Origin of the sequence: Blautia sp. MCC283 (assembly GCF_018785565.1) — a bacterium.
Taxonomy (GTDB): domain Bacteria; phylum Bacillota; class Clostridia; order Lachnospirales; family Lachnospiraceae; genus Blautia_A.
Genome location: NZ_WQQB01000015.1, coordinates 241,689 through 258,611, shown reverse-complemented (window position 1 = coordinate 258,611; position 16,923 = coordinate 241,689). Strand labels below are relative to the sequence as shown.

Here is a 16,923-nt window from a genome sequence, read left to right as displayed (position 1 = left end):
AGCGAAAAGATAGTTCAGAGAGGAAAGGCAGGGCGTTTGAAGACACCTGCCTTTCAGGATTCATAAAGGAGATTTTTATGTACAGAGATCATACAAAAGTAATAAAAATTGGAAACCGTGTTATCGGAGGAGGAAATCCGATCCTTATCCAGTCCATGACCAATACAAAAACTGAAGATGTGGAAGCAACCGTTGCGCAGATCCTTTCCCTGGAAAAAGCAGGCTGTGATATTATCCGCTGTGCAGTTCCGACCATGGAAGCTGCGAAAGCTTTGTCCCGGATCAAAAAACAGATCCATATTCCGCTGGTTGCGGACATTCATTTTGATTACCGTCTTGCCATTGCAGCTATGGAAAACGGTGCAGACAAGATCCGTATCAACCCGGGAAATATCGGTTCAAAAGAGAGGATCCAGGCAGTTGTAGATACTGCAAAGGAACGGAATATCCCTATCCGCGTAGGCGTGAACAGTGGTTCTCTCGAAAAAGAACTGGTGGAAAAATATCACGGTGTCACAGCAGAGGGCCTTGTGGAGAGCACCCTTGATAAAGTACGCATCATTGAAGAGATGGGTTACGATAATCTGGTGATCAGTATCAAATCTTCCGATGTCCTTATGTGTGCAAAAGCCCATGAGCTGATCGCAAAACAGACACAGTATCCGCTTCACGTGGGAATTACAGAAGCAGGAACCCTGTACTCCGGAAATATCAAATCAGCCATTGGCCTTGGAATCATTCTGTATCAGGGAATCGGTGATACCATCCGTGTTTCCCTGACCGGTGCGCCGCTGGAGGAAGTGAAATCAGCCAAAAGGATCCTGAAAACACTGGGACTCCGTAAAGGCGGGGTGGAAGTTGTTTCCTGTCCGACCTGCGGAAGAACCAAGATCGATCTGATCGGCCTTGCAAATCAGGTAGAAACCATGGTTCAGGATATTCCTCTTGATATCAAGGTTGCGGTTATGGGATGTGTAGTAAACGGTCCTGGAGAGGCAAAAGAGGCAGATCTCGGAATTGCGGGAGGCGATGGTGTCGGCCTTCTGATCAAACATGGAGAGGTTGTAAAGAAAGTACCGGAGACGGAACTTCTGGATACACTTCGCCAGGAACTTCTTACCTGGAATGAACAGGAGTCATAATGGAGAAAGATTTTTTTGACGTATTTCCTCATCTGAAAGTAAAAAAAGAGCTGGAAGAACTTCTGGACATGGTATTTGTGACAAAAGTTTCCATGAATCCGGGAAGAACGCATCTGAGGGTATATATCGAAAGCAGCCGCTGGATCCACAAGAAAAATATCTTTGCCCTGGAAGATGAGATTGAACGGCAGTGTTTTCCGGGAATTCCCATGACTGTTACCGTTGTGGAAAAATTTCATCTTTCCGAGCAGTACACACCGGAGAATTTCCTGGAAAGCTACCGTTCCAGTATGGAGTTGGAGCTGCGCAGCTACAATATGCTGGAGTACAATCTGTTCCGAAGAGCGAAGATCACATTTACCGGAAAAGATGCCATGCGTATGGAACTTCCGGATACGGTGATCTCCAGGCAGAAGAGCGAAATCCTCATCGAATACTTTCATAAAGTTTTCTGTGAACGATGTGGGATGGATCTGAAAGTAGACCTGGATTTTGTGGAGGCGAAAGAGAGTAAATACCGGAAAAATGCCGCACTTCAGATCAAACAGGAAGTGGAGAATGTCCTGAAACATGCCAAACTTGGCGGAGATCAGGAGAGTGAACCGAAGCAGGAGGAAGTAGCCAAAGAAGAGACGAAGAAAACTTCCGGAGAGAAAAAGGGAGAAAAAGCACCGGAGAAGAAATCCTTTGACCGGAAACAACAGAAAGGCCAGAAAGGCGATTTCCGCAGCGGGTTCGGATTCCGCAGAGACAGCAATCCGGATGTGGTTTACGGCAGGGATTTTGACGGAGAACCGATCCCGCTGGAGAGTATCACCGGAGAGATGGGAGAAGTTATCATCCGATGCCAGGTTATGGATGTGGAGGCCCGTGAGATCCGAAATGAGAAAACGATCCTGATCTTCCCTGTGACTGATTTTACGGACAGTATTGTTGTGAAGATGTTCCTTCGTAACGAACAGGTTCCGGAAGTGACGGAAAGTGTAAAAAAAGGTGCCTTCCTGAAACTGAAAGGAGTTACAACCATTGATCGTTTTGACAGTGAGCTGACCATCGGAAATATTACAGGCATTAAGAAAATTGCCAATTTTACCAGTGCGAGAATGGATACCAGTCCTCAGAAAAGGGTAGAGCTTCACTGCCACACCAAGATGAGTGATATGGACGGTGTCACTGATGCCAAGGCGCTGGTAAAACGTGCCTATGAGTGGGGACATAAGGCCATCGCGATTACCGATCATGGTGTGGTGCAGTCTTTCCCTGAGGCGAACCACTGCTTTGATGCCTGGGGAGGCTGCGTTCCCAAGGAGTCTGATTTCAAGGTGCTCTATGGAATGGAAGCATATCTGGTGGATGACCTGAAAGGCATGGTCACCAATTCCAGAGGACAGCGGCTGGATGGTGACTTTGTTGTTTTTGATATTGAGACAACGGGATTCTCAGCACTGACCTGTAAGATCATTGAGATTGGCGCGGTAAAAGTGGAGAAAGGCCAGATCACGGATCGTTTTTCCACGTTTGTAAATCCGGAAGTGCCCATTCCGTTCCGCATTGAACAGCTGACAAGTATCAATGATTCCATGGTTCTGGATGCGCCCACCATAGAGGATGTGTTGCCGAAATTCTTGGAATTCTGTGAGGGCTGCGTGATGGTGGCCCATAATGCGGACTTTGATATGAGCTTTATCATCGAAAACTGCAAACGCCAGGGAATCCCGGATGATTTTACCTATGTGGATACGGTGGGTATGGCCAGATTCCTTCTTCCTGCCCTGAACCGTTTTAAGCTGGATACGGTAGCCAAAGCAGTAGGTGTTTCTCTGGATCATCATCACAGGGCTGTGGATGATGCAGCGTGTACCGCGGAGATCTTTGTGCGGTTTGTAAAGATGCTGGAAGAAAGAGATATTTTTGATGTGGATGAGATGAACAGCCAGGGAGCGGTTTCGCCGGATACGATCCGAAAACTGCCCACGTATCACGCCATTGTTTTTGCGAGGAATGAAACAGGAAGGATCAATCTGTACAAACTGGTAAGCCAGTCCCATTTAAAGTACTATCACAGACGCCCCAGAGTCCCAAAAAGCGTACTGGAAAAATACAGGGATGGTCTTCTGGTGGGAAGTGCCTGCGAGGCAGGAGAACTTTATCAGGCACTTCTTCGTAATGCACCGGATCAGGAGATTGCCAGACTGGTGAACTTCTATGACTACCTGGAGATTCAGCCTCTTGGGAACAATGCGTTTATGCTTGCAGATGAGAAGCACGATATGATCAATTCCGAGGAAGACTTAAAAGAGATAAACCGGAAGATCGTAAAACTTGGAGAACAGTTCAAAAAGCCGGTAGTTGCCACCTGTGACGTGCATTTTATGGACCCGCAGGATGAGGTTTACCGTCGGATCATCATGGCAGGAAACGGATTTTCCGACGCGGATAACCAGGCACCGCTTTACCTTCGTACAACGGAGGAAATGCTGGAGGAATTTTCCTATCTGGGAAGTGAAAAAGCAGAAGAAGTGGTCATTACCAATACCAACAAGATCGCAGATATGATCGAGAAGATCTCGCCGATCCATCCGGACAAATTTCCGCCGGTCATTGAGAACTCAGAGCAGGATCTTAAGAATATCTGTTTTACAAAAGCCCACGAAATGTACGGAGATCCGCTTCCGAAGATCGTGGAGGATCGTCTGGACCGGGAGCTGAACTCCATTATTTCCAATGGTTATGCGGTAATGTATATCATTGCACAGAAACTGGTATGGAAATCCAATGAGGACGGTTATCTGGTTGGCTCCCGAGGTTCCGTAGGTTCTTCCCTGGCAGCGACCATGTCCGGTATCACGGAGGTAAATCCTCTGCCGCCGCATTATCTCTGCCCGAATCCGGACTGTAAATACAGTGATTTTGATTCCCCGGAGGTAAAAAAATACGCAGGTATGGCAGGGTGTGACATGCCGGATAAGATCTGTCCGAAGTGTGGTACCAAGATGAACAAAGAGGGGTTTGACATCCCGTTTGAGACATTCCTCGGATTTAAAGGTGACAAGGAGCCGGATATCGACCTGAACTTTTCCGGAGAATATCAGGCCAATGCCCACCGGTACACGGAGGTTATCTTCGGAAAGGGCCAGACATTTAAGGCAGGAACCATTGGTACTCTTGCGGAAAAAACTGCATTTGGTTATGTGAAAAATTATTATGAAGAGCGGGGACAGCACAAGCGTTACTGTGAGATCAACCGTATTGTACAGGGCTGTACCGGTGTCCGCCGTACGACCGGACAGCATCCGGGAGGTATCATTGTACTGCCCATGGGTGAGGAAATTGAGAAATTTACGCCTGTGCAGCATCCGGCCAATGATGTAAACAGCGATATCATCACTACACATTTTGATTACCATTCCATTGATGGAAACCTTCTAAAGCTTGATATACTGGGACACGATGATCCGACCATGATCCGTATGCTGGAGGATCTTACCGGCATCAGTGCGAGAACGGTTCCGCTGGATCAGAAGGATGTCATGTCCCTGTTTGCGGGAACCCAGGCACTTGGGATCAGTCCGGAGGATATCGGCGGCTGTAAACTGGGATGTCTTGGAATCCCGGAGTTTGGTACGGATTTTGCCATGCAGATGTTAATTGATACCAAGCCGAAATATTTTTCCGACCTGGTACGTATTGCGGGACTTTCTCATGGTACGGACGTATGGCTTGGAAATGCCCAGGTACTGATCCAGAATGGAACAGCTACCATTTCCACTGCGATCTGTACGCGAGATGATATTATGATCTACCTTATTGGAAAAGGGGTGGAAAGCGGCCTGGCATTTACCATCATGGAGAGTGTCCGTAAAGGAAAAGGTCTCCGTGACGAATGGATCCAGACCATGAAAGACCATGATGTTCCGGACTGGTATATCTGGTCCTGCAAGCTGATCAAGTACATGTTCCCGAAGGCCCATGCGGCTGCTTACGTTATGATGGCTTACCGTATCGCCTGGTATAAAGTGTTTCATCCGCTGGCTTATTATGCGGCATTTTTCAGCATCCGTGCCACATCTTTTTCCTATGAACTGATGTGTATGGGAAAAGAACGCCTGGAATATTATATGGCGGAGATCCGCAAAAAAGGCGATGAGGCATCAAAGAAGGAGCAGGATACACTGAAGGATATGAGGATCGTACAGGAGATGTACGCCAGAGGCTTTGATTTTGTGCCCATTGATCTTTATAAGGCAAAGGCCCATCGGTTCCAGATCATCGGAGATAAACTGATGCCTGCGCTGGATACCATAGAAGGGCTTGGAGATAAGGCGGCAGAGGCTGTGGTAGATGCAGCCGCGAAGGGAAAATTCCTTTCCAAGGATGATTTCCGCGACCGCACCAAAGTCAGCAAGACCGTTATCGATCTGATGGATGACCTGGATCTGTTCGGAGATATCCCACAGTCCAATCAGATGTCACTGTTTGATTTTACGGGTTGATATATGATGCCGGAAGGGCTTACAATAAATAAAAATGCTGCCATTTCTCTTAATGGAAGATATGGCAGCGAGAACTCCCAGGAGGATATCAAGATAATATGAAAAAAGAAGAATTAAGATACCTGCAGCGACTTGCAGAGCTGTATCCTACCATAGCAAAGGCCTCAACAGAGATCATCAATCTGCAGTCTATATTAAACCTTCCGAAAGGTACCGAGCATTTCATGTCGGACATCCATGGAGAGTATGATGCGTTTTCACATGTTCTTCGAAATGGTTCCGGTGCTGTGCGGAAAAAGATCGATGACGTGTTCGGACATACCTTAAGTAACAGTGATAAACGTTCTCTTGCCACACTGATCTATTATCCGAAAGAAAAGATGGAAGTCGTAAAGAAGCATGAAGAAGACATGGAGAACTGGTACAAGATCACGCTTTATCGCCTGATCGAAGTGTGCAAGACAACGGCGTCCAAATATACCCGTTCCAAAGTCCGTAAAGCTCTCCCGGCAGACTATGCCTATGTGATCGAGGAGCTGATCACGGAGAAGGCGGAAGTCCTGGACAAAGAGGCATATTACGATGCCATTGTCAACACCATCATTGAGATCGGCAGGGCAGAGAATTTTATCATTGCCCTGGCAGAACTGATCCAGCGTCTGGTCGTGGATCATCTTCATGTGCTGGGAGATATTTATGATCGAGGTCCGGGCCCGCATTTTATCATGGATCGTCTGATGAAATACCACTCTCTTGATATCCAGTGGGGAAATCATGATGTGGTCTGGATGGGAGCTGCCACAGGCCAGAAAGCCTGCATTGCAACGGTGATCCGAAACAGTATCCGCTACCGAAATATGGATATCCTGGAGGATGGATATGGAATCAATCTCATGCCGCTGGCAACCTTTGCAATGGAAGCTTATAAAGATGATCCCTGCACTGTTTTTGAGATGAAGGGAGATGCCAATAACTACAGTATTCTGGAAGAAGAGCTTGGACGGAAGATGCATAAGGCCATCGCCATCATCCAGTTTAAACTGGAAGGCCAGCTGATCCGCCGGCACAAAGAGTTCCATATGGAAAGCCGTTGCCTGCTTCATAAGATCGATCCGAAAAAGGGAACGATCACACTTCCGGACGGAAAAGAATATCCGCTGACGGATACATATTTTCCTACCATTGACTGGAAAAAACCATATGAACTTACCACAGAAGAAAAAGATGTGATGGATCGTCTGGATTCCGCTTTCCGTAACTGTGAGAAACTGCAGAATCATGTCCGGCTTCTCCTGGACAAAGGAGGCCTTTACAAAACCTATAACGGAAATCTTCTGTTCCATGGAAGCATTCCGCTCAATGAAGATGGAAGTCTGAAAGAAGTCCAGATCTATGGAAAAACCTACAGGGGAAAAGAACTTTACGATGTGCTGGAGACTTATGTTCGCCGGGCATTTTTCTCAGTAAATGAGGATGAAAAGCGTAAAGGCAGGGACATCATGTGGTATATCTGGGCCGCCCCAAATTCTCCTTTATTTGGGAAAGACAAGATGACCACTTTTGAGCGTTATTTTATTAAAGATAAGGAAACGCATAAAGAAACAAAAAATGCTTACTATCATCTTCTGGAAAACGAGGAAGTTGTAGACAATCTGCTCCGTGAATTCGGGCTGGATCCGGAAAAAGGCCATATCATCAACGGCCATGTGCCGGTTCACCAGAGCGAAGGAGAGAGCCCTGTAAAATGCAATGGAAAAGTTCTTGTCATTGACGGCGGTTTTTCCAGACCATATCAGAAAGTTACGGGAATTGCCGGTTATACACTGGTCTATAACTCCTATGGACTGATCCTGTCTGCTCATGAGCCTTTTACTTCCGCAGAAGAGGCAGTAGCCAAGGAACAGGATATTGTTTCCAACCGGGTGGCAGTTCATTACAATAACAAACGTACACTGGTAGGAGATACGGATACAGGAGCTGCTCTGAAGGAGAGGATCAGTGAGCTGATCCAGCTTCTGGAAGCTTACAGAAAAGGTATTATCAAAGAAAAGAAATAAACAGAAACGGGAAATACGCAGAGGATTTCTGATATGTTATAGTAAACAGAGGTGATGCAGATGAGAAAAAACAAAAGAAGAAAAAAGCGGCTGAAAACAGCTCTGATCCTGCTGATCATTCTGTTTATCCTGGCAGGATTCGGGGGTATGCTGTTTGTCTCCCACAAGAATAAAATTGAAAAAGAACAGCGAAAAGAAGCAGCACTGGCAGCATTGGACAGTATTCCGGAAATAACAGCGACACCGGCAGCAACAGCCACGCCGGTCCCCACAGCTACGCCGACACCGTCGCTGACACCGGTACCAACCATTCTTCCGGCTTTTGAACCGGAGAATTATCAGGGAACCTGGTATAGTGAAGATGGACTGACAACGATCGATATTTATGATATCAGCCTGAAATCTGTTTCTTTTACGTATAAAAGGATCAATGGAAAAAATCATTCGCTGAGTGTGGAAGCGGATGTAACTGCTGAAGTGGCCGGAAATGCCACACAGTTTTATCTGAAAGATTCCGATGGAAACAAAGCAAAGGGAGAATTTGTTTTTGATAAGAGTGGAGAATTTTATGTAAAAGTTAAAACTTATAAAAGGGCAGATGGTTCACTGACTTATCCGAAGACAGAATCGATCATGACAAGGGAGGCGCCGGCAGAAGATGCCGGATCGACAGAACAGGAAAATGCCGGAACGGAAGCGGCTTCTGATACATCAGATGCAGAGACATCTTCCGGATCATCCACAGAAGTAAACAGTACTGATGCTGAAAATGCTTCTGATGCGAATGCATATTACAGTGAAAGTGAAGATACTTCGTCCCAGGATGACACAGGTATATATGGAATCCCTTATGGCGAAGAAGAAACATATTATACTGAATAAATAAAGAATCCCCGGATCTGTAACAGTAAGGGAATCCTGATAAAGGAATTTCCCGAACTGTTTCAAGTTCCGGGGATTTCTTTATTTGATCATTTTTTTTCGGTCCGTACGGCCGACGAGATAGTCGATACTGGTGTCGTAATAATTTGCCAGCCGGATAAGCATTTCGATAGGAATATTACGGGATCCCGTTTCATAATGGGAATAAGAACGCTGACTGATGTGAAGGATTTCACTTAATTCTCTCTGAGAGAGATCTGCGTCTGTACGTAAATCCTGAATACGCTGAAATTTCATTGTGCTCACCTCTTCTTTCTATAGGAAGTATAAAACAGAACGAATTGCACTCTTGCAAAAGAGAGCAAAATGGACTATACTAAATTTATTATCTTCTTTTATTCAGAAAATGTCTATCTGAAATTTTCCCATTAATAATTGAAAAGACGAGAGATCTGAAGATCGGGTTCGGATTTTTCTCGCAGAAAGGACGAATTTGTTCGCAAGTGTATTATCAGCGGCGATTTTTGGCATGGAAGTGCGGGAAATCCAGGTTGAGGCAGATGTCAGTGATGGTTTGCCTTCTTTTACCATGGTTGGTTTTCCGTCTGCACAGGTAAGGGAGGCACAGGAGAGAGTTCGGACTGCATTTAAAAACAACCGGCTTAGCCTGCCTCCAAAGCGGGTAACAGTAAATTTTGCCCCGGCAGATATGAAGAAAGAAGGGGCCGGGTTTGATCTTCCGGTAGCTGCGGCAGTGCTTGCGGCTGCCGGGATCCTGAAACCGGAATTACTGAGCAGAGTTCTGGTTGTAGGAGAGATCAGCCTGAATGGAGAAATCCATGGTGTTTCCGGAATCCTGCCTCGTGTGATCCGTGCAAGAGAACTGGGGTTACGATTTTGCATTATTCCGGAAGAAAATATCCGGGAAGGAAAACTGGTACGGGATATGCAGGTGTTTGGGGTAAAAACGCTGGGAGATATGATCCGCTGTCTGAAAGAGCCGGAAGCATATCTATACACAGAAGAGAAAGAGATGGATATACAAGACGATCCAACGGAAAACAGGATTGATTTTGCGGATGTATGCGGACAGGAAGGAGCAAGGCGGGCAGCAGAGATCGCTGTAAGCGGTTTTCATAATATTTTGCTGATCGGTCCTCCAGGTTCCGGAAAAACCATGCTGGCAAGACGCCTGCCGACGATCATGCCCAGACTGACTTTTGAAGAGAGCCTGGAGATCACGAAAGTGTACAGTGTGGCAGGACTTCTTACAGAAAGTGACCCTCTGATCAGGGAGAGGCCTTTTCGCAGCCCTCATCATACCAGTTCCCCACAGGCACTGGCAGGAGGCGGAAGGGTTCCGGGACCGGGAGAAATTACCCTCGCACACAGAGGCGTTCTCTTTCTGGATGAGATGCCGGAATTTTCAAGAAAGAGCCTGGAGATCCTGCGTCAGCCCCTGGAAGATAAGGAAATCCATCTGTCCAGAGCGGCAGGAACCTATACGTTTCCTGCGAGTTTTATGCTGGCAGCAGCAATGAATCCCTGCCCCTGCGGATTTTATCCGGATATGAACCGATGCCGCTGTACTCCGGGAGAGATCACGCATTATCTGGGGAAAATCAGCCAGCCACTTCTGGAACGCATAGATATCTGCACAGAAGTTCCGTCGGTGAGTTTTTCGAAGATGAAGAAACGGACACCAGGAGAGCCTTCCGCAAAAATACGGGAAAGAGTAAAAACTGTCCAGGAGATTCAGAGAAAACGTTACCAAAAAGAGAAATTTTGTTTTAACGGAGAGCTTGACGGAAGAAATCTGGAAAAATACTGTGTTATGACAGCAGAAGCGGACAGACTGCTGGAACAGGCATATGAACAGTTTCGGTTCAGTACAAGAGCTTATCATAAGATCTTAAAAGTAGCCAGGACTATTGCGGATATGGAAGAAGCAGAAAAGATCCTGCCGGAGCATATCGGGGAGGCTCTTGCCTATCGGGCTTATGATAAAAAATACTGGTCATAAAACAGCAGAAAGGAAGGTACTTTATAATGGAAGAAATACAGAAAACAGAGATCCATTATGTGGAAAAAAACAGCAGCATTTATCCGGCAAGGCTTCGGGAACTTTCCGGTATGCCAAAACAGTTATATTATATTGGAAGATTTCCGGAAGATAATAAACCGACAGCAGCGATCGTTGGGGCCAGATTATGCAGTGCCTATGGAAGGATACAGGCATTTCGGTACGGGAAATTTTTGAGCGAGCACGGGGTACAGGTGATCAGCGGTATGGCAGCAGGAATCGATGCGGAGGGCCATAAAGGTGCACTGGAAGGAGGAACGCCTACATTTGCGGTACTTGGAAATGGTGTGGATATCTGCTATCCTTCATCCAGCCGTGGGATTTATCGGAGGATTCCGCAGAAAAACGGAGGGATCATCAGTGAGTATGAACCTGGGACCAGAGGCAGGGCTTATCATTTTCCGGCAAGGAACCGGATCATCAGCGGACTTGCAGACCTGGTGCTTGTAGTGGAAGCAAAAGAAAAGAGCGGATCACTGATCACTGCGTCCTGTGCTCTGGAACAGGGGAAAATGGTCTATGCCATTCCGGGAGCAGTAAATGATGCGTTGAGCCGTGGATGTCATAAGCTGATTTATGATGGAGCGGGAATCGCCTACTCTCCGGAAATACTTCTGGATGAGTGGGGACTGTCTGTGAAAAAAATGACAAATTTGTCGGGGAAAACCAAGATAGGACTTGCAACGGATTTGGATTTGGTGTATAGTTGTCTCGATTTACGACCAAAAAATCTGGATCAGATTATCAGAAAAACCGGTTTTTCACCGGGAAAAACAGCCGGTATCCTGGGACAGCTCATGCTGATGGGATTGGTGAAGGAAACCGGAAGACAGAATTATATCAGACTTGAATAACCGCCTTTTTGCCGGCAGCAGTGAGATTTTTTACACCGGACAGAAGGCAGAATAAGATTAGGAGAGGTAAAATGGCCAAAAATCTGGTGATAGTAGAGTCACCTGCTAAAATGAAAACAGTAAAAAAGTTTCTGGGGGCAAATTATACAGTAGAGGCATCCAATGGCCACGTAAGGGATTTTCCAAAGAGCCAGTTTGGTATTGATGTAGACAATGATTTTGAACCCAAGTATATTACGATAAGAGGAAAGGGAGAGCTTCTTGCAAAACTCCGTAAAGAAGCAAAAAAAGCAGATAAGATCTATCTCGCAACGGACCCTGACCGTGAAGGAGAGGCAATCTCCTGGCATCTGATGCAGGCACTGAAAACAGATACTTCAAAGATGCACAGAATTACATTTAATGAAGTAACAAAAACAGCAGTCAAGGCGTCCATCAAACAGGCCAGAGAGCTGGATATGAATCTTGTGGACGCACAGCAGGCCAGACGTATGCTGGACCGTATGGTAGGTTATACCATCAGCCCACTTCTCTGGGCCAAAGTAAAAAGAGGATTAAGTGCAGGCCGTGTGCAGTCTGTAGCACTGCGTATCATCTGTGACCGAGAAGATGAGATCAACGCATTCATTCCGGAAGAGTACTGGAGCCTGGAAGGTGAATTTCAGGTAAAAGGTGAAAAGAAGCCGTTAACGGCCAAGTTCTATGGAACTGATAAAAAACTTCCGATCAAAAACCGCCAGGAAATGGATGAAATCCTGAAAAATCTGGAAAACTGTAAATATGAGATCACAGAAGTAAAAAAAGGCGAAAGGATCAAAAATGCTCCGCTCCCGTTTACAACCAGTACACTGCAGCAGGAAGCGGCCAAGACTCTGAATTTTTCCACACAGAAAACCATGCGTCTGGCACAGCAGTTATATGAGGGTGTTGATGTCAAGGGAAGCGGCACAGTAGGTCTGATCTCTTATCTGCGTACAGATTCCACCCGAATTTCCGAGGAAGCAGATGCAGCAGCAAGAACCTACATTTCTGAACAGTACGGACAGAATTATGTTTCTCAGACAGAAAAGACAGTCAAAAACGGACAGAAGATCCAGGATGCCCATGAGGCAATCCGCCCTACAGACATTACAAGGACACCGGTTCTTGTGAAAGAATCTCTCACCAGAGATCAGTTTCGTCTGTATCAGCTGATCTGGAGACGCTTTGCGGCCAGCAGAATGGCACCGGCACGTTATGAGACTACATCTGTCAAGATCGGAGCCGGCGAGTATGTATTTACGGTTGCGGCATCCAAGGTTGCGTTTGATGGTTTTATGTCTGTGTATACAGAAGAGGGCGATGACAAAAAAGGCAATATTTTAAGTCAGAGCCTGGAAAAAGGCATGGAGCTGAAACTGAAAGAACTGAAACCGGAACAGCATTTTACACAGCCACCGGCACATTATACAGAGGCATCACTTGTAAAAACCATGGAAGAACTGGGAATTGGACGCCCGAGTACCTATGCGCCGACGATCACAACGATCATCAGCCGACGCTACGTATCAAAGGAACAGAAAAATCTTTACGTTACAGAGCTTGGTGAAGTTGTTAACAATATTATGAAACAGGCATTCCCGAGTATTGTGGATGTAAACTTTACAGCTACCATGGAGGGACTTCTGGACTGCGTGGAGGCAGGCACTGTGCAGTGGAAGACTGTTGTACGTAATTTCTATCCGGATCTGAAACATGATGTGGATGAGGCGGAGAAAGAACTGGAGAAAGTTGATATCCAGGATGAGGTTACAGATGTAGTCTGCGACAACTGTGGCCGTAACATGGTAATTAAGTATGGTCCACACGGAAGATTTCTTGCATGCCCGGGATTCCCGGACTGTCGTAATACGAAACCATATTATGAAAAGATTGGTGTTGCATGTCCGAAATGTGGCGGTGAAATTGTCATGAAAAAAACGAAAAAGGGCAGAAAATATTACGGATGTGAGAATAATCCGGAATGTGATTTTATGTCCTGGCAGAAACCATCCGCAAAGAAATGTCCGAAATGTGGCAATTATATGCTCGAAAAGGGAAATAAGCTGGTTTGCAGCCAGGAAACCTGCGGATATGTGGAACAGAAACCAAAAGATGAAGATTGATGGAATAAATGCTTTTCTACCAATTTTCAGAAAATCCCGTTAAAAATAAAAAAAATATAAAAATGTCTTGTAAATTTCCAGAATAACGTGTAATATTAGACTAGAAAAACGATTTCTTTCAAGGTACGAAAGTGAAAGGAGGAAAAAATGAGCGTTCAGTTGCTAGATAAAACTAGAAAAATCAATAAGCTTCTGCATAACAGCAGCTCAAGCAAGGTAGTGTTTAACGACATTTGCCAGGTGCTCATGGAAACCTTAAGTTCCAACATCCTGGTACTCAGTAAGAAAGGTAAGGTTCTGGGAGTCAGTATCTGTCCGGGCGTAGATGAGATCACAGAGCTGATCGATGATAAGATCGGCGGACATATTGATCCGTTATTGAACGAGAGATTTCTTGGCGTTCTTTCTACCAAGGAGAATGTCAATCTCCAGACACTTGGCTTTGAGCATGTACCAGGGAATTATCAGGGAATCGTAAACCCTATCGATATTGCAGGTGAGAGACTGGGAACATTATTTATGTATCGTAACGATCATCCGTATGATATTGAAGATATTATTGTCAGTGAGTACGGTACAACTGTTGTAGGTCTGGAAATGATGCGTGCGGTTCATGATGAGAATGCGGAGGAAGACAGAAAGCAGCAGATCGTGAAATCTGCGTTCAGTACCCTGTCCTTCTCAGAGCTTGAGGCGATCATCCATATCTTTGATGAACTGGATGGAGACGAAGGCATCCTTGTTGCCAGCAAGATTGCTGACCGCGTAGGTATCACCAGATCTGTGATCGTAAATGCACTGCGTAAATTTGAGAGTGCAGGTGTGATCGAGTCCCGTTCTTCCGGTATGAAGGGAACTTACATTAAGGTTCTTAATGAAGTAATCTTCGACGAGCTTGAGGAGATCAAGGCACAGAGAAACAAAAAGGCATAATGCGATCTGCATTATCTGCCGACTGATAATATAAGATAAAGAACGTGACGAAAGAGACTACCCGTTATTGTGGGCAGTCTCTTTTTTACTGAAATTCTTTTGCAGGATCGCATAAAAGGAAAGTGTATCTTTTTAGAAAAAATCAAAATAAATAATGAAATTAAGAAAATAAGAGAAAATAAGAGTATTAAAGAGATATAACGAGAATAAACTAGAAATAGTATATCTTAAAAGAGTTGCGAAAAAACGTGAAATTCACTAATATAGCCATAGTGATTAGCACTCGTAGAAAGTGAGTGCTAGCAAACGAAAATGGAACTGATAAGGAGGAACATAGATCATGAAGTTAGTACCTTTAGGCGACAGAGTAGTATTAAAACAGGTTGAGGCAGAAGAGACAACAGCATCCGGAATCGTACTTCCGGGACAGGCACAGGAGAAACCACAGCAGGCAGAAGTTATCGCAGTTGGTCCTGGCGGAGTTGTAAATGGCAAAGAAGTAAAGATGGAAGTAGAAGTCGGAAACACTGTTATTTACTCCAAATATGCAGGAACAGAAGTTAAGATGGATGGTACGGATTACATCATTGTAAAACAGGAAGATATCCTGGCAGTTATTAAATAATATAAACATCTTATCGTATATCAATATAAATAGGAGGTCATTTTATCATGGCAAAAGAAATTAAATATGGCGCAGAAGCAAGAGCAGCACTTGAAGCTGGTGTAAATAAACTTGCAGATACAGTAAGAGTAACACTTGGACCGAAAGGAAGAAACGTAGTACTTGACAAATCTTTCGGTGCTCCGCTTATCACAAACGATGGTGTTTCCATCGCAAAAGAGATCGAGCTTGAGGACGGATTCGAGAACATGGGTGCTCAGATCATCAAGGAAGTTGCATCCAAGACAAACGATGTAGCAGGTGATGGTACTACAACAGCGACTGTACTTGCTCAGGCAATGGTTCATGAGGGAATGAAGAACCTGGCAGCAGGTGCCAACCCGATCATCCTCAGAAAAGGTATGAAAAAAGCAACAGATGTTGCAGTAGAAGCGATCAAGAACATGAGCCAGGCAATCAACGGCAAAGAGCAGATCGCTAACGTAGCAGCAATCTCTGCAAGTGATGAGCAGGTTGGACAGCTTGTTGCTGATGCTATGGAGAAAGTTTCCAAAGACGGTGTTATCACTGTTGAGGAGTCCAAGACCATGCATACAGAGCTTGACCTTGTAGAAGGTATGCAGTTTGACCGTGGATATATTTCCGCATACATGTCCACAGATATGGAGAAAATGGAGGCAACTCTTGATGATCCGTACATCCTGATCACAGACAAGAAGATCAGCAATATCCAGGAGATCCTTCCACTTCTTGAGCAGGTTGTTCAGGCCGGTGCGAAACTTCTCATCATCGCTGAGGATGTTGAGGGTGAGGCCCTTACAACTCTGATCGTCAACAAACTGAGAGGAACCTTCCAGGTAGTAGCTGTAAAAGCTCCTGGCTATGGTGACAGAAGAAAAGAGATGCTTCAGGATATCGCGATCCTGACAGGCGGACAGGTGATCTCCGATGAGCTTGGTCTTGACCTGAAAGAAGCTAAGATGGAGCAGCTTGGACGTGCAAAATCTGTTAAAGTTGCAAAAGAGAACACAGTTATCGTTGATGGTCTCGGTGACAAAGATGCCATTGCAAAACGTGTTGCACAGATCCGTGCTCAGATCGAGGAGACAAAATCCGAGTTCGATAAAGAGAAACTTCAGGAGAGACTTGCAAAACTGGCTGGCGGCGTAGCTGTTATCCGTGTAGGTGCTGCTACTGAGACAGAGATGAAAGAAGCAAAACTTCGTCTTGAGGATGCTCTTGCAGCAACAAGAGCAGCTGTTGAGGAAGGTATCATCGCAGGTGGCGGATCTGCTTACATCCATGCTTCCAAAGAGGTTGCAAAACTTGCAACAACACTTGAAGGAGATGAGAAGACAGGTGCTTATGTGATCCTGAAAGCTCTTGAGGCTCCGCTGTTCCACATCGCTGCAAACGCAGGACTGGAAGGCGCTGTTATTATCAACAAAGTAAGAGAGTCTGAGATCGGTACAGGCTTCGATGCTCTCAATGAGAAATACGTAAACATGGTTGAGAACGGAATCCTTGATCCGGCTAAGGTTACAAGAAGTGCTCTTCAGAATGCTACAAGTGTTGCATCTACACTCCTTACAACAGAGGCTGTAGTTTCCACAATCAAAGAAGATACTCCGGCTCCGGCTGCAAACCCGGGAATGGGAATGATGTAATTATCAGCTTAGCAGGTGAAATAATTAATTCACAAAATGAGAG

The 16,923-nt window shown here is 45.4% G+C and carries 11 protein-coding genes; 10 read left to right on the top strand and 1 reads right to left on the bottom strand.

From position 1 onward, the window contains the following. The first annotated feature begins 77 nt into the window (after positions 1-77). The 4 genes from ispG to GPK81_RS05420 all read left to right on the top strand — a co-directional run bounded on the left by ispG (position 78) and on the right by GPK81_RS05420 (position 8,574). Complete coding sequence (gene ispG, locus GPK81_RS05435) at positions 78-1,142, top strand: flavodoxin-dependent (E)-4-hydroxy-3-methylbut-2-enyl-diphosphate synthase (RefSeq protein ID WP_215706668.1); 1,065 nt, start codon at positions 78-80, stop codon at positions 1,140-1,142. Then, entirely contained in the window at positions 1,142-5,635 is a 4,494-nt protein-coding gene (locus tag GPK81_RS05430; RefSeq protein WP_215706667.1) for a PolC-type DNA polymerase III, read from the top strand. Before ispG ends, GPK81_RS05430 begins: the two co-directional genes overlap by 1 nt. Positions 5,636-5,733: 98 nt before the next feature. Beyond that, positions 5,734-7,692 (top strand): fructose-bisphosphatase class III, encoded by a 1,959-nt coding sequence (locus GPK81_RS05425; RefSeq protein ID WP_021975892.1) that lies wholly within the window; start codon positions 5,734-5,736, stop codon positions 7,690-7,692. A 60-nt stretch (positions 7,693-7,752) separates the two neighbouring features. Then, a complete protein-coding gene (locus tag GPK81_RS05420) occupies positions 7,753-8,574 on the top strand; it encodes a hypothetical protein (RefSeq protein ID WP_118063201.1) in 822 nt (273 codons plus the stop codon). Positions 8,575-8,655: 81 nt separating this feature from the next. Here the strand turns inward: GPK81_RS05420 and GPK81_RS05415 are convergent, their stop codons facing one another. Continuing rightward, entirely contained in the window at positions 8,656-8,871 is a 216-nt protein-coding gene (locus tag GPK81_RS05415) for a helix-turn-helix domain-containing protein (protein ID WP_015524345.1), read from the bottom strand. Positions 8,872-9,067: 196 nt separating this feature from the next. On the opposite strand from GPK81_RS05415, the gene GPK81_RS05410 reads away from it, so the two are divergent. From GPK81_RS05410 to groL, 6 genes are all read left to right on the top strand, one after another. Continuing rightward, positions 9,068-10,597: a YifB family Mg chelatase-like AAA ATPase gene (locus GPK81_RS05410; RefSeq protein ID WP_021975894.1), complete on the top strand. Its 1,530-nt coding sequence runs from the start codon at positions 9,068-9,070 to the stop codon at positions 10,595-10,597. A 26-nt stretch (positions 10,598-10,623) separates the two neighbouring features. Further along, a complete protein-coding gene (gene dprA / locus GPK81_RS05405; RefSeq protein WP_021975895.1) occupies positions 10,624-11,511 on the top strand; it encodes a DNA-processing protein DprA in 888 nt (295 codons plus the stop codon). 71 nt (positions 11,512-11,582) lie between these two features. Beyond that, positions 11,583-13,655 (top strand): type I DNA topoisomerase, encoded by a 2,073-nt coding sequence (gene topA, locus GPK81_RS05400; protein ID WP_118071680.1) that lies wholly within the window; start codon positions 11,583-11,585, stop codon positions 13,653-13,655. Positions 13,656-13,802: 147 nt separating this feature from the next. Further along, positions 13,803-14,588, top strand: coding sequence for a GTP-sensing pleiotropic transcriptional regulator CodY (gene codY / locus GPK81_RS05395; RefSeq protein ID WP_021975897.1), 786 nt, complete (start codon positions 13,803-13,805; stop codon positions 14,586-14,588). 340 nt (positions 14,589-14,928) lie between these two features. Beyond that, positions 14,929-15,213: a co-chaperone GroES gene (groES, locus tag GPK81_RS05390; protein ID WP_021651813.1), complete on the top strand. Its 285-nt coding sequence runs from the start codon at positions 14,929-14,931 to the stop codon at positions 15,211-15,213. Positions 15,214-15,260: 47 nt separating this feature from the next. Further along, a complete protein-coding gene (groL, locus tag GPK81_RS05385; protein WP_021975898.1) occupies positions 15,261-16,880 on the top strand; it encodes a chaperonin GroEL in 1,620 nt (539 codons plus the stop codon). The last annotated feature ends 43 nt before the right edge of the window (positions 16,881-16,923 follow it).

Excerpts from the sequence above, each read along its gene's own strand:
- ispG (WP_215706668.1), top strand. The coding sequence starts at position 78 with ATGTACAGAGATCATACAAAAGTAATAAAAATTGGAAACCGTGTTATC.
- GPK81_RS05430 (WP_215706667.1), top strand. The coding sequence starts at position 1,142 with ATGGAGAAAGATTTTTTTGACGTATTTCCTCATCTGAAAGTAAAAAAA.
- GPK81_RS05425 (WP_021975892.1), top strand. The coding sequence starts at position 5,734 with ATGAAAAAAGAAGAATTAAGATACCTGCAGCGACTTGCAGAGCTGTAT.
- GPK81_RS05420 (WP_118063201.1), top strand. The coding sequence starts at position 7,753 with ATGAGAAAAAACAAAAGAAGAAAAAAGCGGCTGAAAACAGCTCTGATC.
- GPK81_RS05415 (WP_015524345.1), bottom strand. The coding sequence starts at position 8,871 with ATGAAATTTCAGCGTATTCAGGATTTACGTACAGACGCAGATCTCTCT.
- dprA (WP_021975895.1), top strand. The coding sequence starts at position 10,624 with ATGGAAGAAATACAGAAAACAGAGATCCATTATGTGGAAAAAAACAGC.
- topA (WP_118071680.1), top strand. The coding sequence starts at position 11,583 with ATGGCCAAAAATCTGGTGATAGTAGAGTCACCTGCTAAAATGAAAACA.
- codY (WP_021975897.1), top strand. The coding sequence starts at position 13,803 with ATGAGCGTTCAGTTGCTAGATAAAACTAGAAAAATCAATAAGCTTCTG.
- groES (WP_021651813.1), top strand. The coding sequence starts at position 14,929 with ATGAAGTTAGTACCTTTAGGCGACAGAGTAGTATTAAAACAGGTTGAG.
- groL (WP_021975898.1), top strand. The coding sequence starts at position 15,261 with ATGGCAAAAGAAATTAAATATGGCGCAGAAGCAAGAGCAGCACTTGAA.